This is a genomic window from Noviherbaspirillum soli (assembly GCF_015352955.1).
Taxonomy (GTDB): Bacteria; Pseudomonadota; Gammaproteobacteria; order Burkholderiales; family Burkholderiaceae_D; genus Noviherbaspirillum_A; species Noviherbaspirillum_A soli.
Window position 1 is genome coordinate 54,762 of the sequence record NZ_JACYOX010000027.1, and the last position, 20,673, is coordinate 75,434.

15 protein-coding genes are annotated in these 20,673 nt (G+C 60.9%); 11 read left to right on the forward strand and 4 right to left on the reverse strand.

What is annotated here, in order from left to right:
- Positions 1-63: 63 nt before the first annotated feature.
- Together IGW04_RS17865 and IGW04_RS17870 are read right to left on the reverse strand one after the other, a co-directional pair.
- Entirely contained in the window at positions 64-834 is a 771-nt protein-coding gene (locus tag IGW04_RS17865) for a 5'-methylthioadenosine/adenosylhomocysteine nucleosidase (RefSeq protein WP_194714439.1), read from the reverse strand.
- 296 nt (positions 835-1,130) lie between these two features.
- Positions 1,131-2,006, reverse strand: coding sequence for a LysR family transcriptional regulator (locus tag IGW04_RS17870; RefSeq protein ID WP_194714440.1), 876 nt, complete (start codon positions 2,004-2,006; stop codon positions 1,131-1,133).
- Positions 2,007-2,122: 116 nt separating this feature from the next.
- Here IGW04_RS17870 and IGW04_RS17875 point away from each other — a divergent pair, with 116 nt between their 5' ends.
- The 7 genes from IGW04_RS17875 to IGW04_RS17905 all read left to right on the forward strand — a co-directional run bounded on the left by IGW04_RS17875 (position 2,123) and on the right by IGW04_RS17905 (position 10,237).
- Positions 2,123-3,637 (forward strand): CoA-acylating methylmalonate-semialdehyde dehydrogenase, encoded by a 1,515-nt coding sequence (locus tag IGW04_RS17875; RefSeq protein ID WP_194714441.1) that lies wholly within the window; start codon positions 2,123-2,125, stop codon positions 3,635-3,637.
- 24 nt (positions 3,638-3,661) lie between these two features.
- Entirely contained in the window at positions 3,662-5,287 is a 1,626-nt protein-coding gene (locus tag IGW04_RS17880) for a GMC family oxidoreductase (protein WP_194714442.1), read from the forward strand.
- A 197-nt stretch (positions 5,288-5,484) separates the two neighbouring features.
- Positions 5,485-6,255: an ABC transporter ATP-binding protein gene (locus IGW04_RS17885; RefSeq protein WP_194714443.1), complete on the forward strand. Its 771-nt coding sequence runs from the start codon at positions 5,485-5,487 to the stop codon at positions 6,253-6,255.
- A gap of 48 nt (positions 6,256-6,303) precedes the next feature.
- A complete protein-coding gene (locus IGW04_RS17890) occupies positions 6,304-7,011 on the forward strand; it encodes an ABC transporter ATP-binding protein (protein ID WP_194714444.1) in 708 nt (235 codons plus the stop codon).
- 58 nt (positions 7,012-7,069) lie between these two features.
- Positions 7,070-8,278, forward strand: coding sequence for an ABC transporter substrate-binding protein (locus IGW04_RS17895; RefSeq protein WP_407672137.1), 1,209 nt, complete (start codon positions 7,070-7,072; stop codon positions 8,276-8,278).
- A 90-nt stretch (positions 8,279-8,368) separates the two neighbouring features.
- Positions 8,369-9,253, forward strand: coding sequence for a branched-chain amino acid ABC transporter permease (locus IGW04_RS17900; protein WP_194714446.1), 885 nt, complete (start codon positions 8,369-8,371; stop codon positions 9,251-9,253).
- 12 nt (positions 9,254-9,265) lie between these two features.
- On the forward strand, positions 9,266-10,237 hold the full coding sequence (locus IGW04_RS17905; RefSeq protein WP_194714447.1) for a branched-chain amino acid ABC transporter permease: 972 nt from the start codon (positions 9,266-9,268) through the stop codon (positions 10,235-10,237).
- Positions 10,238-10,607: 370 nt separating this feature from the next.
- Here the strand turns inward: IGW04_RS17905 and IGW04_RS17910 are convergent, their stop codons facing one another.
- On the reverse strand, positions 10,608-14,720 hold the full coding sequence (locus IGW04_RS17910) for an SEL1-like repeat protein (protein ID WP_194714448.1): 4,113 nt from the start codon (positions 14,718-14,720) through the stop codon (positions 10,608-10,610).
- Positions 14,721-15,248: 528 nt separating this feature from the next.
- A complete protein-coding gene (locus IGW04_RS17915; protein ID WP_194714449.1) occupies positions 15,249-16,415 on the reverse strand; it encodes an iron-containing alcohol dehydrogenase in 1,167 nt (388 codons plus the stop codon).
- Between the two features lie 113 nt (positions 16,416-16,528).
- Here IGW04_RS17915 and IGW04_RS17920 point away from each other — a divergent pair, with 113 nt between their 5' ends.
- From IGW04_RS17920 to leuE, 4 genes are all read left to right on the forward strand, one after another.
- A complete protein-coding gene (locus IGW04_RS17920) occupies positions 16,529-17,293 on the forward strand; it encodes a TSUP family transporter (protein WP_194714450.1) in 765 nt (254 codons plus the stop codon).
- 141 nt (positions 17,294-17,434) lie between these two features.
- Positions 17,435-19,369 carry a tRNA uridine-5-carboxymethylaminomethyl(34) synthesis enzyme MnmG gene (mnmG, locus tag IGW04_RS17925; RefSeq protein WP_194714451.1) on the forward strand — a complete coding sequence of 645 codons (1,935 nt, stop codon included), beginning with the start codon at positions 17,435-17,437 and terminating at the stop codon, positions 19,367-19,369.
- Between the two features lie 2 nt (positions 19,370-19,371).
- The gene (rsmG, locus tag IGW04_RS17930) at positions 19,372-20,034 is read left to right on the forward strand and encodes a 16S rRNA (guanine(527)-N(7))-methyltransferase RsmG (protein WP_194714473.1); all 663 of its coding nucleotides are present in this window, start codon (positions 19,372-19,374) and stop codon (positions 20,032-20,034) included.
- Between the two features lie 7 nt (positions 20,035-20,041).
- A complete protein-coding gene (gene leuE / locus IGW04_RS17935; RefSeq protein WP_194714452.1) occupies positions 20,042-20,671 on the forward strand; it encodes a leucine efflux protein LeuE in 630 nt (209 codons plus the stop codon).
- Positions 20,672-20,673: the final 2 nt, after the last annotated feature.

The window sequence follows — 20,673 nt, forward strand, 5'->3', positions numbered from 1 at the left end:
TATACAAAAACATTGATTAAATAAACGGCGCAAACCTGACGCAAGGGCTGTTAACAAACGCAGTCACGGCAGAAGCGCACATAGCCTGCGCATCGTATGAAATGCATAGACGGAAGCAACGTGGCGAATGAAGGAAAGAAAATCGACCGCGGAGTCTTCGTTGGCATTGTCTGAAATTGTCCGAATCACGGAAAACGGCACGTCAAATTCATGGCAAACCTGGGCAACCGCCGCGCCTTCCATTTCTACTGCCAGCAGATCGGGAAAATCCACCTTTAATTCTTGCAATCGTGCAACACTGGCAATAAATTCATCGCCGCTTGCAATTAATCCCTGGTGTATGCGGGGTTGCTGCAAGTTGAAGTCCAGGCGGCTTTCTTCTGAAATTTCAGTCAACAAGTCCTGTTCCAGAAAACTGCTAGCCGCCTCCAGCAGATAACGATTGATTCCTGTATCGCTGGGAAATCGCGAAAGTCCGGTCAAGGGAATTTCAAATCGCGGAAAAAGTGGGCGCGTGTCCATGTCGTGCTGGACGAGTTCACTTGCAATAACGATGTCTCCGACCCTGACTTCCGGATCGGCAGATCCGGCAACGCCGGTAAATAGCAGATGCGATACCTCGAAACGCTCGATCAACATCGCTGCCGTTGCAGAAGACGCAACTTTTCCAAGTCGGGACAATACGCAGACGCAGTCCACTCCCCACAAATTCCCCTGGACATAGTCTCTCTTGCCTAGCGTAACGGTTTTCGCATTCAACATTTGCGTGATGAGGCCCGCCTGTTCTTCCTGGAGGGCACTGATGATGCCGAACCGGTACGATTTTTTTTCCATTTTGTCTCTTTCAAAGGCCCCGAAGCCGCGTAAAACCGCGAATCTGGTTTTATCTTAAATAGCTGTATACAAATCTAGTAATAGTGTTAACCGGTGATTTTTTCTGTGAGTAAGTCAGTTAACGCCTTTTTAATCAATTACTTGGGCCGGGGATAAGGGCTGGATAAGCCTTGTATGTTAACGTGATAGCTTCTGGACAAAAATCGGAAGTTTTGGATATCCACGCTTATGCACAAGCGGGCAACCGGATATCCATAGAGTTGTCCACACCCCAAGCTATTGAAATGTAAGGAATTTCACCGTTCCCAAACGGTTTTCAACAAGGAAAAGACTGCCTGGATGATGGGTTCCTGGACACGCTTGGCCAGGCAGACAAAGCTCAAATCCATTGCCAGGCTGACCTGGTCGGCAATCACAAGGCCGCGTGCCTGGGCTTCCCGCAATGCAACGGAATCCCTGGCCAGCGCCAGCCCAACGCCGGATTTCACGAGATCGAGCATCGATGGCTCCTGGTCCACCATCGCCACCTTGTGTGGCGAAACCTTGTATTGCGCAAATACTTTAGAGAGCAGTCGGTTGTGGGCCGATTCGGGTGGCGTCCATATCCAGGGAAGGCTGGCCAGCGCTTTCCAGTCACGGCCGGCGACCCGGTTTTTCCAGCCCTGCGGCGCCAGGACGTAGTAATTAAACGAAGTCAAAGACTGATAATTGAATTCCTTGCCGGGAATACCAAGATAAAAACCGACGTCTAGCCCGCCATTCTTGATCTGCTGAAGCACCGAGCCAGACATCCCTTGCTGGAGTTGTGTAGACAATTGCGGATAAGATTCAACAAGTCGCTTCAAAAATGCGCCAAGTCGGATGAATTCCGGATCGAGTATCGTTCCTATGGATAGCGTGCCTGACAGGGTGGAATGCAACGCGTCAGCGCCCTGGCGAAACTCCATCAGACTTCCCAGCACCCGCTCGGCAAATGGAAGAAGCTTGGCGCCGTCATCGGTCAGCATCATGCCGGCTGCGGTGCGATGAAAAAGTTGCAGGCCCAGCGTACTTTGCAAAGCCTTCAATTGCAGGCTGACGGCAGGCTGCGTCAGATGCAGACGCTCGGCGGCGCGGGTCAGATTTCCTTCCCGGGCGATGGTGACGAACGCACGTAACTGATTGAAATCCATAGAATTTAGCTTTATAAAAATTCCTTATATTGGTCGCCAGCATAACTCATTGGATTTGGCAGTTGGGCATCGTTATCCTGTGCGCCACCAAACATCATTCATTTATGAGGATTTCCATGAGCCAGCCCGCACGCATCGAGCACTTCATCAATGGCGCCGTCACGGCATCCACCGGCGACCGCAGCCAGGATGTGACCAATCCTGCGACCGGCGAAGTCAGCGCCAGGGTGGCGCTGGCCAGCGTGGCCGATGTGAACGCGGCAGTGGCGGCCGCAAGCGCTGCCGCGCCGGCCTGGGCCGATACGGCGCCGCTGAAGCGGGCGCGTATCCTGTCGAAGTTCAAGGAACTGATAGAACGTCATCATGACGATTTGGCCAAGGCGATTACCCGCGAGCACGGCAAGGTATTTTCCGATGCAAAAGGAGAGGTGATTCGCGGCCTGGAAATCGTGGAATTCGCCTGCGGCGTGCCGCAACTGCTGAAAACCCAGTTCACCGACAATATCGGCGGCGGCATCGACAACTGGCAGCTGCGCCAGCCGCTCGGCGTCACCGCCGGCATCACCCCCTTCAATTTCCCGGTGATGGTGCCGCTGTGGATGGCGCCGGTGGCGCTGGCAACCGGCAATACCTTTGTGCTCAAGCCTTCCGAGCGCGACCCGTCGCCGTCGCTGATGATGGCCGACATGCTCAAGCAGGCCGGCTTGCCGGATGGCGTCTTCAACGTGGTGCAGGGCGACAAGGTGGCCGTGGATGCGCTGATCCAGCATCCGGATGTGAAGGCGGTATCCTTCGTCGGCTCGACCCCGATCGCCGAGTATATCTATACCGAAGGCGCGCGCCGCAAGGGCGCCTGGCCATTGCGGGTGCAGGCGCTGGGCGGCGCCAAGAACCACCTGGTGGTGATGCCGGACGCTGATCTCGACCAGGCGGTGGATGCGCTGATCGGCGCGGCCTACGGCTCGGCTGGCGAGCGGTGCATGGCGATTTCGGTGGCAGTGGCGGTGGGGCAAGTGGCCGACAGGCTGATCGATGCGCTGATACCGCGCGTGAAGTCGCTCAAGGTGATGAACGGCATGGAGGACGCGGCCGAGATGGGGCCGGTGGTCAGCGCCCAGCACAAGGCCAAGATCGAAGGCTATATCGAGGAAGGCGTGCGCGCCGGCGCCCGGCTGCTGGTTGACGGCCGCGGCCTGAAGGTGCCTGGTCATGAAAACGGCTTCTTCCTCGGCGGCACGCTGTTCGACCAGGTCACGCCGGAGATGAAGATCTACCAGGAAGAGATCTTCGGACCAGTGCTGTGCGTGGTGCGCGTGCCCGACCTGAAGTCGGCGGTGGAGCTGATCAATGCCCATGAATACGGCAACGGCGTGTCGCTGTTCACCTCGGACGGCAACACTGCCCGCGAGTTCTCGCGCCGCATCGAGGTGGGCATGGTGGGCGTGAACGTGCCCATCCCGGTGCCGATGGCCTGGCATTCCTTCGGCGGCTGGAAGCGCTCGCTGTTTGGCGATGCCCATATCTATGGCGAGGAGGGCGTGCGGTTCTACACCCGCTACAAGTCCATCATGCAGCGCTGGCCGCAATCGATAGACAAGGGCGCGGAATTCACGATGCCGGTGGCGAAGTAAGGCGGAAAGACGGGGGAGACGACAGTGGAATCGGCAGGCAAATTCGATTACATCATCATCGGTGCCGGCTCGGCCGGCTGCGTACTGGCCAACCGCCTGACCCAGGACCCGAATGTGTCCGTGCTGCTGCTGGAGGCGGGCCGCAAGGACGACTATCTGTGGATCCATATCCCTGTCGGCTATCTGTACTGCATCGACAATCCGCGCACCGACTGGCTGTACCGCACCGAGGTCGATGCCGGCCTCAACGGGCGCAGCCTGGTCTACCCGCGCGGCAAGGTGCTGGGCGGCTCGTCGTCGATCAATGGCATGATCTACATGCGCGGCCAGTCGCATGACTACGACCAGTGGGCCGCGCTGACCGGCGATGACAGCTGGCGCTGGGACGCGGTGCTGCCGCTGTTCAAGAAGAGCGAAGACTACTACGACGGCGCCGATGCATTTCATGGCAGCGGCGGCGAGTGGCGGGTCGAAAGGCAGCGCCTCAAGTGGGAGATACTGGAAGCCTTCCGCGACGCGGCGGAACAGGTCGGCATTCCAAAGACCGCCGACTTCAATCGCGGCGACAACAACGGCTGCGGCTACTTCGATGTCAACCAGCGCCGCGGCATACGCTGGAACACCGCCAAGGCCTTCCTGAAGCCCGCCAGCAAGCGCAGCAACCTCACCATCATGACCGGCTGCCATGTGCAGCGGCTGAAGATTGCGTCGACCGAACACGGCAAGGTCTGCACCGGCGTGGAATTCACCGGCGGCGGCCGTGCATGGAGCGCGGACGCCACCCGCGAAACCCTGCTTTGCGCCGGCGCCATCGGCTCGCCGCAGATCCTGCAGCTGTCGGGCATCGGACCGGGCGCGCTGCTGCAGCAGCATGGCATCAAGGTCGAGCTCGATGCGCCCGGCGTTGGCGATAACCTGCAGGACCACCTGCAGATCCGCATGGCCTTCAAGGTGCGCGGCGCCAAGACCTTGAACACCATGGCCAGCAACTGGTTTGGCAAGATGAAGATCGGCATGGAGTACGTGCTCAACCAGAGCGGCCCGATGTCGATGGCGCCATCGCAGCTCGGCGCCTTCACCCGCTCCGACGCGCATCAGGCCACGCCCAACCTGCAATACCATGTGCAGCCGCTGTCGCTGGAGCGCTTCGGCGAGCCGCTGCATCCATTCCCGGCCTTTACCGCCAGCGTCTGCAACCTGCGGCCGACGGCGCGCGGCCATGTGCGCATCGCGTCGGCCGATGCGTCGGTGGCGCCGAAGATCACTGCCAATTATCTGAGCACGCCGGAAGACCGCAAGATTGCCGCAGAATCGCTGAAGCTGACCCGCACCATCGTTCATGCGCCGGCAATGAAGAAGTATGCGCCCGAGGAATTCAAGCCCGGCGCGCACCTGACCACCGACGAGGAACTGGCCCGTGCCGCGGGCGACATCAGCACCACCATCTTCCATCCGGTAGGCACCTGCCGGATGGGCCGCGATGACGATGCCGGCGCCGTGCTCGACAGCCAGCTGCGGGTGCGCGGCGTGGCGGGGCTGCGGGTGGTGGATGCGTCCATCATGCCGGTCATCACCTCGGGCAATCCGAATTCGCCCACCATCATGATTGCCGAAAAGGCGGCTGCGTTGATAAGGGCAGGCTACCGCTGAATGACCTCGCACAGCTGCCTAGACAGCATGCCCCTTATTTGTTGAACAACTGCAGCAGGCGCATGTATGATGCGCTAGCGTAAAACACAGTAACAGAGCTTGACGCACGGTAGTTATACCGTATTGCTAAAAAGATCAAGCGCTGTGTAGCATGCGAAAAATCTAGACGAATAAGCAAGAGCCACACAGGAGACCCCATGGCCGATGTCATTCTGGAGACCAGGCACCTGACCAAGGAGTTCAAGGGATTCACCGCGGTGAACGATGTGAATCTTCAGGTGCAGCGGGGCCATATCCACGCGCTGATCGGCCCCAACGGCGCCGGCAAGACCACCTGCTTCAACCTGCTGACCAAGTTCCTGGTGCCAACGGCAGGCCAGATCCTTTTCAATAATCGCGACATCACCTCGGCAGCGCCGGCGCAGATCGCGCGCCAGGGCATCATCCGATCGTTCCAGATCTCGGCTGTCTTTCCTCACCTTACGGTCATGGAAAACGTGCGCATCGGCCTGCAGCGCGCGCTGGGCAATTCCTTCCATTTCTGGACCAGCGAACGCACGCTGTCGCGCCTGAACGACCGTGCGATGGCCCTGCTGGCCGAAGTGGACCTGACCGAGTTCGCCGACACCGTCACGGTGGACCTGCCTTACGGCCGCAAGCGCGCGCTGGAGATCGCCACCACGCTGGGCATGGAGCCCGAACTGATGCTGCTCGACGAGCCTACCCAGGGCATGGGCCATGAAGACGTCCATCGCGTCACGGAGTTGATCAAGAAGGTATCGGCCGGCCGCACCATCCTGATGGTGGAGCACAACATGAGCGTGGTGTCGGGCATCTGCGACCGCATCTCGGTGTTGCAGCGCGGCGCCATGCTGGCCGAGGGCAACTACCAGGAAGTGTCGTCGAATCCCCAGGTGATGGAAGCCTACATGGGCACCACCAGCGGCGCGCTCGAAGGCGCACATTGATCAACACGGCGGCTGCACGCTCTGCTGCCGCCGGTCTGGAAAGCACACATGGAAAAAGCGCTTGAAGTCGCCAACCTGCACGCGTGGTATGGCGAATCGCACATTCTGCACGACCTCAGTTTTTCAGTGGACAAGGGCGAGGTGGTCACGCTCCTCGGCCGCAATGGCGCCGGCCGCACCACCACGCTGCGCGCCATCATGGGCCTGACCGGCGCGCGCCGCGGCTCCATCAGGATCAACGGCGTCGAGGCAATACAGCTGCCGACCTACCGGGTGGCGCACCTGGGCGTGGGCTATTGCCCGGAAGAGCGGGGCATCTTCTCGTCGCTGTCGGCCGAGGAAAACCTGATGCTGCCGCCGTCGGTGTCCAAGACCGACCGCGGCATGTCGATCGAAGAGATCTACGACATGTTCCCCAACCTGGCGGAGCGGCGCAACAGCCAGGGCACCCGCCTGTCCGGCGGCGAGCAGCAGATGCTCGCGGTAGCGCGCATCCTGCGCACCGGCGCACGTCTCCTGCTGCTCGACGAGATTTCCGAAGGCCTGGCGCCAGTCATCGTGCAGGCGCTGGCGCGCATGATCACCACCCTCAAGGCCAAGGGCTACACCATCGTGATGGTGGAACAGAATTTCCGTTTCGCGGCGCCGCTCGCGGACCGGTTTTATGTGGTGGAGCATGGTCAGATCGTGGAGACCTTTGCTGCATCCGAATTGAACGCCAAGATGCCGGTGTTAAACGAACTGCTCGGGGTTTGATCCGGGCCCGGGACAGCATAAAGGCATCACCCCATTCACCAAGGAGAAGACAATGAAGTTGAAGGCTAAAGTAATTGCGATGGCAGTGGCATCGATTGCCGCCATGGGTTTCGGCGCAGGCGCGAATGCGCAGATCTCGGGCGACGTGGTCAAGATCGGCTTCATCACCGACATCTCGGGCCTGTACTCGGACATCGACGGCCAGGGCGGCGCGGAAGCCATCAAGATGGCGATCGCCGACTTCGGCGGCACGGTCAACGGCAAGAAGATTGAACTCGTCACCGCCGACCACCAGAACAAGGCCGACATCGCCGCCAGCAAGGCACGCGAATGGTTCGACCGTGAAGGCGTGGACATGCTGATCGGCGGCACCAACTCGGCCACCGGCCTGGCCATGGCCAAGGTCGCGGCCGAAAAGAAGAAGCCCTTCATCTCGATCGGCGCCGGCACCGCGCGCCTGACCAACGAGGAATGCTCGCCCTATACCGTGCACTATGCCTATGACACCGTGGCGCTGGCCAAGGGCACCGGCGGCGCGGTGGTGAAGCAGGGCGGCAAGTCCTGGTACTTCCTGACGGCTGACTACGCCTTCGGCGCATCGCTGGAAAACGATACCGCGGCCGTGGTCAAGGCGTCCGGCGGCCAGGTGCTGGGCTCGGTCAAGCATCCGCTGTCGGCATCTGACTTCTCGTCCTTCCTGCTGCAGGCGCAGGCTTCCAAGGCCCAGATCCTGGGCCTGGCCAATGCCGGTGGCGACACCATCAATGCGATCAAGGCGGCCAATGAATTCGGCGTGACCAAGACCATGAAGCTGGCCGGCCTGCTGATGTTCATCAACGACATCCACTCGCTGACGCCGGCGCTGACCCAGGGCATGTACCTGACCGACAGCTGGTACTGGGACCAGAACGACGACACCCGCGCCTTCGCCAAGCGCTACTTCAGCAAGATGAAGAAGATGCCGTCCAGCCTGCAGGCGGCAGACTATTCGGCCACGCTGCAGTATCTGAACGCGGTCAAGGCGGCCGGCACCGATGACACCGAAAAGGCCTGGGAAAAGTTCAAGTCCACCAAGATCAATGACATGTACGCCAAGAACGGCACCATCCGCGCCGACGGCAGCATGATCCATGACATGTACCTGATGCAGGTGAAGGCGCCCAACGAGTCCAAGACGCCGTGGGATTACTTCAAGATCGTGGCGACGATTCCGGGCGACCAGGCTTTCACGACGAAAGCCGAAACCAAGTGCGCTGCCTGGAAATAACCAGCAGCCCGTGTGCGGCGCGCGGCTGGTTCGCGCGCCGCTTTTTTCTGTGCCCGTTCGGCTCCGGCCGGATGATTTGAGATAAGCGCGATGGAAATTTTCGGCATACCCCTGCAGGCGATGTTGAGCCAGCTGCTGCTGGGCCTGGTCAATGGCTCGTTCTACGCGATGTTGTCGCTTGGACTGGCCGTGATCTTCGGCCTGCTCAACGTGATCAACTTCGCACATGGCGCCCTGTACATGATGGGCGCGTTCATCGCCTGGATGGGCCTGAGTTATTTCGGCATCAATTACTGGGTGATGCTGGTCGCCGCGCCGCTGATCGTGGGCCTGTTCGGCATCATCATTGAAAAGACCATGCTGCGCTGGCTCTACAAGCTGGACCACCTGTATGGCCTGCTGCTGACCTTCGGCATCACCCTGCTGGTGGAAGGCGTGTTCCGCTCGATCTATGGCGTCTCCGGCCAGCCTTACTCGGTGCCCAGCGCCCTGGGCGGCGCGACCAACCTGGGCTTCATGGTGCTGCCCAACTACCGCGCATGGGTGGTGGTGGCGTCGCTGATCGTCTGTTTCGTGACCTGGTTCGTGATCGAGAAGACCAAGCTTGGCGCCTATCTGCGCGCCGGCACCGAGAACCCCAAGATGGTGGAGGCCTTCGGCATCAATGTGCCGCTGATGGTCACGCTGACCTACGGCTTCGGCGTGGCGCTGGCCGCCTTCGCCGGCGTGCTGGCCGCGCCCGTGATCCAGGTGTCGCCGCTGATGGGTTCCAACCTGATCATCACCGTGTTCGCGGTGGTCGTGATCGGCGGCATGGGCTCCATCATGGGCTCGATCCTGACCGGCCTGGGCCTGGGCATCATCGAAGGCCTGACGCGGGTGTTCTATCCGGAGCTGTCGGCCACCGTGGTGTTCATCATCATGGCGATCGTGCTGATGGTCCGTCCCGCCGGCCTGTTCGGCAAAGAAAAGTAATCGGAGATGGCAATGAATAAGAAACTGCTGTACGGCATCGCGCTGCTGCTGGCGCTGGCCGCGCCGTTCTTCCTGTACCCGGTGTTCCTGATGAAGGTGCTGTGCTTTGCGCTGTTTGCCTGCGCCTTCAACCTGCTGATCGGCTATACCGGCCTGCTTTCCTTTGGCCACGCAGCCTTCTTCGGCGGCGCCGGCTACATCACCGGCTATGCACTGAAGGGCATGGGCCTGCCGACCGAGATCGGCATTCTGGCCGGCATGGCATTCGCCGCGCTGGTGGGGCTGGTGATGGGCGGCCTGGCGATACGCCGGCAGGGCATCTACTTCACGATGATCACGCTGGCGCTGGCCCAGATGCTGTTCTTCGTGTTCCTGCAGGCGCCGTTCACCGGCGGCGAGGATGGCCTGCAGGGCGTGCCGCGCGGCCGCCTGCTGGGCGTGCTGGACCTGTCGAATGACACCACCATGTATTTCGTGGTGCTGGCCATCGTCATTGCGGCCTTTGCGCTGATCGTTCGCATCATTCACTCTCCGTTCGGACAGGTGTTGAAGGCGGTGAAGGAAAACGAGCCGCGCGCGATCTCGCTGGGCTATGACGTCGACAAGTACAAGCTGCTGGCCTTCGTGCTGTCGGCCGCGCTGTCGGGCCTTGCCGGCGCCACCAAGACGCTCGTGCTGGGCTTCGAGACGCTGACCGATGCCCACTGGACCATGTCGGGCCTGGTGGTGCTGATGACGCTGGTGGGCGGCCTGGGCACCATCGTCGGCCCGGTGGTCGGCGCCATCGTAATCATCGCGCTGGAAAACAAGCTGGGCGACCTGGGCAACGGGCTGGCGCGCATCACCAGCATCGAGTGGTTCAACACGCTGGGGGATTCGGTCACCATCGTCACCGGCCTGATCTTCATCATCTGCGTGCTGGCATTCCGGCGCGGCATCGTGGGCGAGATCGCGGCGCGCATCAGGCCCGCCCCGCGGCACTGACGCTATCGACGCCATGAACAACCCCGCTGTGATGAGCAGCGGGGTTTTTTATGGGCGGGCGCGAGGCGGCGTACTTGGGCAGGGGGAGGGCGGCGCTCGTGGCCCCTGTCTGTTCCGAAGTTACCCGCCCCGGCAACCGAATTCGTCTGATGAACCAAGGTTAGGCTTGCGAACCTTGCCGCTCCCGTGGCAGGACTCCCCGCAGGAAGCGGCGGGTGGCGAACCGTGGATGCGGATGATGCGCATGTTCATCAAGCTGCCACATTTGTGGATGAGCCCAGGCGTTTGCATGCCTGCGATCAGCATGAAAAACATAAGCGATTTGAATTGCAGGCTTATTTTTCAAATCAAGGTTCGAAAGCGGTAAGCGTCAGTTCAAGAATTTGTTCGCCTGGGTGTATCCCTGGTCCGCAGCTTTGCGAAACCAATGGGTGGCCTGGTTCAAGTCCTTGTCCACGCCCATCCCGTACCAATAGCAATGGCCCAGGGAAAATTGCGCCTCGGGGAGCCCCTGGTTTGCAGCCTTCCTGTACCACTCGAGCGCCTGCTTCTGGTCCATTTTCACGCTTATGCCCTCCAACAGGAACTTGCCCAGGTTTAATTGCGCCTTGGCGTATCCCTGGTCCGCGGCCTTGCGATACCACGTGAAGCCCTGGGTCTTGTCTTCCTTTACCCCCAGGCCGTTCCAATAGAAACTGCCCAGGGAAAATTGCGCCTCGGGGAGCCCCTTATTCGCAGCTTTTTCATACCACTCGACAGCCTTGGCGTAGTCATTGCTCACACCTATGCCATGCCCATAGCAAGTGCCAAGGTTTAACTGCGCCCCAGCGAGTCCCTGGATCGCCGCCTTCTGATACCACTCGAAGGCCCTGGCGTAGTTCTGGGTGACGCCTGTGCCATCCCCATAGCACTTGCCCAGGTTTAATTGCGCTTCAGCGAGCCCCTGGATCGCCGCCTTCTCACACCACGCAAAAGCCCTGGCGTAGTTCCTGATTACACCTATGCCGTGCCCATAGCAATTGGACAAGTTGAATTGCGCCCCGGCGAGCCCCTGATGTGCAGCCTTCTCATACCAGTTGGCGGCCTTGGCGTAGTCCTGGGCGATGCCTGTGCCATGCCCATAGCAAATGCCCAGGTTGAATTGCGCTCCAGCGAGCCCCTGATTCGCAGCCTTCTCATACCACTCGACGGCCTGGGCCTTGTCTTTCTTCACGCCTGCGCCGTTCTCGTAACAATTGCCCAGCGCGAATTCCGCCTGAGCGAGCCCCTGATGCGCAGCCTTGCGATACCACTCGAAGGCCATGGCCATGTCCACGTTCACGCCTATGCCAAACTCATGGCACATGCCCAAGCTGTATTGCGCCGTAGCGTCCCCATTCCTTGCCGCCGTGCGATACCATCCGGCGGCCTGGGCCTTGTGTTCCTTCACGCCGATACCCTTCTGATAGCAATAGCCCACGCTGCTCTGCGCCTCGGCCAGCCCCTGATGCGCAGCCGCGCTGTACCACGCGAAGGCCCGGGCCTTGTCCACGCTCACGCCTATGCCGCTCCAATAGCAATTGCCCAGCTTGAGTTGCGCTTCGGCCAGCCCCTGGTTCGCAGCCGCGTTATACCAGGCGAAGGCCTGGGCCTTGTCTTGCTTTACGCCTGTGCCGTTCCAATAGCAATCTCCCAGGGTGAATTGCGTCCGGGCGTCTTCCTGATCATAGGTCTTGCGATTCGATACTGTGGTCGTCGTCGTCGTGCTTATGCCCGTCGTGGGCGTTCTGAACGTCGGGATTGTCGCCGCCACGCCCGCGCCGGCCAAGCCGTGGCGCTTCAGCAGGTTTTGCATGCCGACGCTGGCCGGCTGATGCGCGGCGAAGTGGCGCTGGAGTGCCGTCCGGGCTGTGTCATCCTGCATGGCGAGAAAGTAATCGAGCGATGCGATTACCTCGTTGTCCAGCAGCGCAATGCACTGTTCCACCGCGCTCAGGAATGCGCCAACCGGCTCATCGAAACGGTATCCGGTCTCAGCAGCCAGCAGCCACTTCACGGCTGCCAGGTGGCCGGAAGCGAGCGCGCATGCCAGCGCACTTTGGCTTTCCTGTCCCTTTCCCTTCTTCCGGTTGAGCAGGCCCGGCTGGCTGGCCAGTTCCCTAAGGCGTTTCAGTGCGTTCGGGTCCCTGGAGCCGAGCAATGCGAACCATTCGTCTTCCGGTTTGGCGCTGGCATTTGCGGCGCGGCCCGTTTGCTGGTTCTGCTTTTGGGTACGCTTTTGCTGTGTCGCCTGCTTGGGTTTTGGTTTTGCCTTCTGCTCTGGCGGCATGGCGGCCGCCGGTGGCGCCGGCTGCTGCGTTCGTGGCAGAAGCGCCGCCATGGCGCTGGGGACGTCGGCCTCGGGGTGTGCCCTGCCTACCTTGCGCGGAATGTGCCACGGCTGGCTTTCCGGCTCATCCTTGGCCCCCTGCGTGGTAGTCCGGGCGGACGTGGCTGCCTGGGAACTAGACGCGGCTTTCTTGCCCCTGGCGCCGTGGCCGCTGCTTGCGGTGGATTGCGGGATGACCCGTGTATAGCCTGGCGGCAGTGGCGGCCGAAGCGTATTGCGCGATGGCGACTTCAGCACCAGCGGTACGACTTCGGCCGGGGGCAATGCAGGAACCTCGTCTTCGATCACGCCTTTGTCCCGGATGGCGGCTGCCAGGCCTGCCATGCTGTAGGCGCTCGCGTTGTTGCATGGACCCAGCAGCGCAGCCAGGCCAGGTTGGGCTTGCGCCAGGGTCACCAGCTTCGCGGTCAGCAAGCCGAGGAGCGCCGGCAATGCCACCATGCGCGACTTCTCCTTCCACGTCGAGGAGCACCAGGCCATGTTGTCCATCAGGATTGCCGTGAAGATCTCCAGTTCCGGCGTGGCTGGCACCAGATTGCGTCGCACGATGTAGTCCAGGCCCGACAAGAGCCCGCTGAGCGTTTCGGGGGCAGTAAATGCATCAGGGCCGCAGAGCAGTGCATGCTGGATCAAGTGGTTGGCAGCTCTGCGCAGCAGATATTGCGTGAACTCCGGGCCGGTGCCGGCGGTGGTTGGAACAGTGGCGGCGGCAGCCGGCCATGCTGTTTTGGTAAGCGGCGACATGGTCGTGGTGATCGGTCCGGCCGGCGTCGTGGCCGTTGTGTTGCGGCCAGCGGAAGGGCGTTGCTGCAGGTGCCGGTCGCAGCGCTTCACAAAACTGATCAGGTTCGCTACTGCCTGGCTGCTCGGCAGGCAGGCCATGAAGGTATCTTCATCCATCATGCCAAGCAGCGCGTGGCTGGCAGCGCCCCAGTTCGGTACCAGTGCCTGCTCCGGTACGCCCGCGCCGTGGCTGCCGAGCACCCGCAGGAAATTGGCGCAATTGGATAATGTGCGGCAATCGTCTGCAAGCATCTGATTTGCGGGAATCCGGAGGATTAATTCCACCAGACCCGTCAGCCCTTGCGAGAGCTGGCCGTTTGTAGCCGCCGGCAGCAGGCCATGATCCATCATGTCCTTGACAAGATTGCATACATTCGTGCAGGCCACGGCATCGATCCTTCCGTCTCCCAGCCGGGCCGCCATGTCGGTGGAGCACAGCCACTCGCCGCAAGTGGCCAGACGGCGGCGCCCGGCCAGGCCTTCCTCGCTGTCATCAAGCCTTATCAGATTGAATTTGAAGATGGCGTTGATCTGCACGGCGCATTTGCCGAGTTGATGCGTGGTCAGTTCGCAGGTGCTCAGCTTGCCAGCCAGCGATTGCCCAAGCACGGTCAGCGCATGATCGAACACGGTCTTGACAGGCTGGCTCACGGCGATGCAATCAGCCTTGAGGGCGCGGCTGGCCCAGTTCAGGATACCGAGCACGATTCCGATTGAAGCGATCGATGCCGGCATGCCGGCTTTGCATGCACGTTCCATCAGCGTATCTGTGATTGCCTGCAGGTCCGGCTTCAGCTCTTGCTGGCGCTTTTTGTCAAACATCGCGCCCAGTGCTGGCGCCACGCAGGTGGACAGGCCCATGCACAGGGTGTGGATGGCGTCGATGCCGAGGCTGGCGTTGCCATCGCCGCAAAGCAGGACGCGCAGGCGGGGAAGAATGACATACAGGCCGTCGGCCAGCCTGCGGAGCGCCGCGTTATGCGGATCGTCGCGCAAGAAGGCCTTGAGTGTCTGTTCCGATGCCTTGACGGCGTCAAAAAACTGCAGCGTCTGTCCCAGGTCGAGTGGATTAGTCGCGCGCAAGGATCGAAGCTGGTCATTGAGCGCGTCGATTGCCAGGGCATCGTCATCCGGCAGGCGGTCATCGTCGGATATCAGCGGCGTGCCTGAACGGCCGCCGGCATGCAGGCGGGGCTGGCGCGTTGCGCCACCCTGGCCGGTCGCGGCCTGCCCATTCCCGCTGTCAACGCCGACGGATATGCCATCCGAAGCGAACAGGGAAAAGGAATGGCCTGAACCGCTGGCGCCATTAGCTGGATTGTTGGATTGCATGTATGAGCCCGATAAAAATGAAACGCAGTCTGCGCGGCTGTCATGGACCCTGGGTAGCCCGGGAAGCTGCCATGACATGCGTGCGGCGTTCGGATGGCTGCGATGTCAAGCGCCATCGCAGTGCCCGCCTATGGCTCCGGGCAGTCGTGGCGGTTGGCGGACCGGGTTCCAGGGGGCATAGAAGAGCGTTGGGGACGAATCTGGATCACAGGTTCCTTGCTGCGTGGAGCAGAGCAGGGCAAGCCGGGTCCATTGCCGTCCCATGCCGCCAGGCGCAAGAACTCATGGTTGGCTCTTCCAGGCGAAGCTGTGTTGCACCGCTGGCCGATGCTTGCGCAGGCTGCAGGTATGCGCCATGTCCGGACGCTCGCTCGGTCCGGATTCATCGCTCAAGAGGTGAGTATGGCTACCGGTCGCGTCTTCCGCTACGGCAGCCCAGTGCTGATGCCGTCTGTCTGTTCGGCAGTGGAAAGGGGAGGGGCAGGAGAGACAGGGCTGCGTTTTCCGCCCTGTCTCGCAGCCTGTGGTCTACAAGGCGGCAGCGTAGATCGCCCGCGCGTCGGCGCGTTGCAGTTCGCGCGGATTGTTGACGAGCAGCCGGGTCTGCAGCATCGCGTTGTCGGCCAGGCGGTCGAGGTCGGATTCGGTGATGCCGACTTGGCGTAGCGTGGTTTCAATGCCTACCCGCTTGGCGAGCTCTTCCACCGCGACGATCAGCGATTGGCTGCGGGCCTCGTCGCTGCCCTGGGCGCCTGGCGCGACGATATCGGCCAGTTCGGCATAGCTGGTCGCGGCATGGCTGGCATTGAAGCGCAGCACATGCGGCAGCACCAGCGCGTTGGACAAGCCGTGCGGCACGTGGAATATGCCGCCAATCGGATAAGCAAGCGCATGCACCGCGGCGACGGGCGCGTTGGAGAACGCCTGGCCGGCCAGCATGGCACCAAGCAGCATCGCCTGCCTTGCCTCCAGGTTGCCGCCATCCTCACAGGCAACAACAAGATTTCTAGAAAGCAACTTGAGTGCCTCCCGGGCAAGCATGTCGGAAAGCGCATTTTTCTTGTGCCGAGTGGTATAGGCTTCGATCGCATGCACCATCGCGTCGATGCCGGTGGCGGCGGTGACCTTGGGCGGCAGGCCGACCGTCAAGGCGGCGTCCAGGATAGCCAGGTCGGCATACAGCTTGGGAGACACCACGCCCATCTTGGTTGTCTCGCCTGTCGTCACGATGGAAATCGGTGTCACCTCGGAGCCGGTGCCGGCGGTGGTGGGGATCTGCACCAGGGGCAAGCGCTGTCCCTGGACATTGCCTATGCCATACATGCTGGACAGCGGCTGGTCGCCGCCGGCCAGGATCGAAATCAGTTTGGCGACGTCCATCGAACTGCCGCCGCCAAAGCCGATGACAATGTCTGCCCCATACTGTCTGGCGCTGTCCGCTGCTTGCAGCACGATGTGTTCCGGTGGATCCGCCAGGACATCGGAATACGTCTCTACCTGTATGCCGGCGTCGGTCAGGCTCGCTCTGGGAGCGTCGATCAGGCCTGTCCCGAGGAAGCCCCGGTCTGTCACGATCAGGGCTTTTTTGACATTCGGGAATTGTTGTCTGAGCAGTGTCCCAAGTTTCTGCACTGCGCCTGTCTCGCAGACAATGTTGGGTACGGTGCTGAAGGTAAATGTGTTGTAAGTGTTCATGTCGTCTCCTTGTCCGACGATTGTAGCAAGATGACATGCACCGGGCGAACTGCTAAGGTGCCTGTCTTTTTGCCCGGCAGCCTGGGCGTTTCCATCAAGAAGAGCAACAAGACATGACGGATTACCTGGTGCTGGCGGCGGCTGCCTTTCTTGCCGGATTGATCGACGCAGTGGTCGGCGGGGGAGGGTTGATACAGATACCGGCCCTGTTTTCCACCTTGCCATCGGTGGCGCCGGCAACGCTGCTGGGAACGAGCAAGCTGGCCGGTATCTGGGGTACGGGCGCTGCGGCAGTCAACTTCGCTCGCCGCATCACTATCCAGTGGTCGACTGCGGCGCCTGCGGCAGCGGCGGCTTTTGTGCTGTCCTTCCTGGGCGCTTATACGGTCACGAAAATTCCGCCCGACTTCATCCGTAAGTTGCTGCCTTTTATTCTGGTGGCCGTAGCAATCTACACGCTGAAGAAAAAAGACCTTGGCACGCACCATGCTCCCATCCATGCAGGCTGGCAGGAGAAATGGCTGGCTGTAATGATTGGAGGAGGCATCGGTTTTTACGACGGCTTCTTCGGCCCCGGCACGGGCAGCTTCCTTGTCTTCCTTTTTGTACGTGTCTTCGGGTACAACTTCCTGAGCGCGGCTGCGGTGTCCAAGATTGTCAACGTAGCCTGTAACCTTGCGGCGCTGCTCTGGTTCGGATACAGCGGCCATTTGCTGTGGAAGTTAGGGATCATGATGGCGCTGTTGAATGTTTGTGGTTCGCTGATTGGAAGCAAGCTGGCGTTGCAGTACGGCAGCGGATTCGTCCGAAAGATCTTCCTGTTCGTTGTCAGCGCATTGATTCTGAAGACAGGATATGACGCATTTCTGCTCCACTGACAGGTTTCACGTGAAACAAAAACCGACCCGAATCTGTCTGTTTCACGTGAAACAAAGGACAAACATCTGCGCCATCGAAGCGACGTCGAAAGAAAAGACTCTATAATCTCGCCTCTGTTCATCGTCTCCCCGAGGCGCACAATGCTATTTCCCACTGAATTTGATGTCATCGTCGTCGGCGGCGGTCATGCCGGCACCGAAGCTGCACTGGCTGCGGCACGCATGGGTCAGAAGACCCTGCTGCTGACCCACAATATTGAAACCCTCGGCCAGATGTCCTGCAACCCGTCCATCGGCGGTATCGGCAAGGGCCACCTGGTGAAGGAAGTCGATGCCATGGGCGGCGCAATGGCAATCGCCACCGACGAAGCCGGCATCCAGTTTCGCATCCTGAATTCCTCCAAAGGCCCAGCCGTTCGTGCCACGCGCGCGCAGGCCGACCGCATCCTGTACAAGCAGGCCATCCGTTCGCGCCTGGAAAACCAGCCCAACCTCTGGCTCTTCCAGCAGGCCGTGGATGACCTGATGGTGGAAGGCGATCGCGTCGTCGGCGCCGTGACCCAGGTTGGCATCCGTTTCCGTAGCCGTGCAGTGGTGCTGACAGCCGGAACTTTCCTCGACGGAAAAATCCATGTCGGCCTGAATAATTACTCCGCTGGACGAGCAGGCGATCCGCCTGCGGTGTCGCTGTCGGCCCGGCTGAAGGAATTGAAGCTGCCGCAAGGCCGGCTTAAAACCGGCACGCCGCCCCGTATCGATGGCCGCAGCATCGACTTTGCCCGCCTGACAGAACAGCCAGGCGATCTCGATCCCGTGCCGGTTTTCTCGGTCATGGGAAATGCGGCCATGCATCCACGGCAGGTGCCGTGCTGGGTCACTCACACCAATGCCCGTACCCATGATGTGATTCGCGGCGGCCTAGACCGCAGCCCGATGTACACCGGCGTCATCGAAGGTGTTGGTCCGCGTTATTGCCCGTCGATCGAAGACAAGATCCATCGCTTCGCGGACAAGGAATCGCACCAGATTTTCCTGGAGCCGGAAGGCCTGACGACCAACGAGTTCTACCCCAACGGTATTTCGACCAGCCTGCCGTTCGACGTGCAGCTTGAACTGGTGCGGTCCATGATCGGCCTGGAAAATGCGCACATCCTGCGGCCGGGTTACGCGATCGAATACGACTACTTCGACCCCCGTGGCTTGAAGGCCTCGCTTGAAACCCGCGTGATCCAGGGCCTGTTCTTCGCGGGCCAGATCAATGGCACGACCGGATACGAAGAGGCTGCCGCGCAAGGTATGCTGGCCGGCCTCAACGCTGCGTTGCAAACCCAGGGCAGGGAGGCATGGACGCCAAGGCGCGATGAAGCCTATCTCGGCGTGCTGGTCGACGACCTGATTACCCAGGGCGTGATGGAGCCGTATCGCATGTTCACCAGCCGTGCCGAGTTCCGCCTCAGCCTGCGCGAGGACAATGCCGACATGCGCCTGACCGAAATCGGCCGCAAGCTGGGCTGCGTCGGCGATGCGCAATGGCAGGCATTCGAAGAAAAACGCGAAGCTGTTTCACGTGAAATCGAGCGTCTCAAGTCGACCTGGGTCAGCCCCAAGCTGGTTGCTGGACTGGAAGCGGAGCGGGTGCTCGGCAAGGCAATGGAACGCGAGTACAACCTTGCCGACCTGTTGCGCCGGCCGAATGTGAACTACGAATCATTGATGTCCATGCAGTCAGTTGACGGAAGGAAGTTCTCTGCGGAACAACCTCTCGCCGACGCTGTGCGCGAACAGATCGAAATCCAGCTGAAATATGCTGGCTATATTGATCGCCAGGCCAAGGAAGTGGAGCGTCATGAACACTTCGAAAACCTGAAGCTGCCGTCCGAACTGGACTACATGCAGGTCAAGGCGCTGTCGATGGAAGTGCGGCAGAAGCTGAACAAGCATAGACCGGAGACGCTGGGCCAGGCATCCCGCATCGCAGGCGTTACGCCTGCGGCGATTTCTCTGCTTCTGGTGCATCTCAAGAAAGGCGGATTCCGGGAGTTCTCGGCAGCGCCGGCCGGAACCAGCGCGTCATGAGGGTGCCGGCATTCGACCGTCCCGCACTTTCCGCCCAACTGGAAAAAGGCATCGCGGCGCTGTCGCTGACCCTGACCCAGGCGCAGGTGGAAAAGCTGCTCGACTATCTTGCCTTGCTGGCGAAATGGAACGCGGTCTACAACCTGACCGCGGTACGCGATCCGGCGCAGATGGTGGTGCAGCATCTTCTCGATTCCCTTGCCGCGATGCCGGCATTCAGCGGAGCGAACCGGGTGCTCGACGTTGGATCGGGTGGCGGGCTGCCGGGCATGGTGCTGGCGATCTGGGCGCAGGAAGCTGCGCCCGGCATGCGGGTCGACATGATAGACACTGTGCACAAGAAGACCGCGTTCCTGACCCAGGTAAAGGCCGAACTTGGCCTGGGCAACGTGACCGTGCACACGGGCAGGGTAGAGGCGTTGCAGGTGGCCGAGCCTTATGACGTGATCACCTCCCGCGCTTTTGCCGATCTGTCCGACTTCGTCAACTGGGCTGGTCATCTGCTTGCGCCGGGCGGCCGCTTCATTGCGATGAAGGGCGTGGCCGCCAGCGAAGAAACCGACCGGTTGCCTGCTGAATGGCGCGTTGAGAAAAAGCAGCCGCTGCATGTGCCGGGACTGGACGCCGAACGGCACCTGGTCTTCATCGCCAGGGCAGGGGAGTAAGGCCAGCATGCTTGCGCCGTTACCGTTCATGGGCATCTCCGATGTGTGGCAACTCATTCTTGCCGCCATGGTGTTTCTGATGCTGCCAGGTCCGGGAACCTTCTGCGTGCTCACATGCACCGCGCGCAACGGCGTGCGCGGTGGCTTCGCCTCGGTCGCCGGGCTGATGTTGGCCGACGCCATGCTGATGTTGCTGGCCGCCCTCGGCGTGGCGGCGCTGCTCAAAGCCAACCCCCTGGCATTCCAGGCACTGCAGTATCTGGGCGCGGCTTACCTGGCCTGGCTGGGCATCCGGCTGCTATTCGCCAGGGAAGCAGCGAGCGGCGTGGTGCCATTTTCGAGCGCCGCTGACTTCCGGCGTGGCTTCCTGGTCACCAGCATCAATCCCAAGGCCATTGTGTTTTATATGGCGTTTTTTCCGCTGTTCATCGATCCGGCCACGCATCGCAGCGGCCTGACCTTCGCGGTGATGGCTGCCATCATTGCCAGCTGCACGCTGTTCTACTGCAGCTTGCTGGTCTTGATCGGCAATGCCGCCGCGTCGCGCCTGAAACAGCATCGCGGACTGGCCCGCCTGGCCAACCGGGCGGCTGGCCTGTTCCTGATTGGCTTCGGCATCAAACTCACAACCAACTGAAA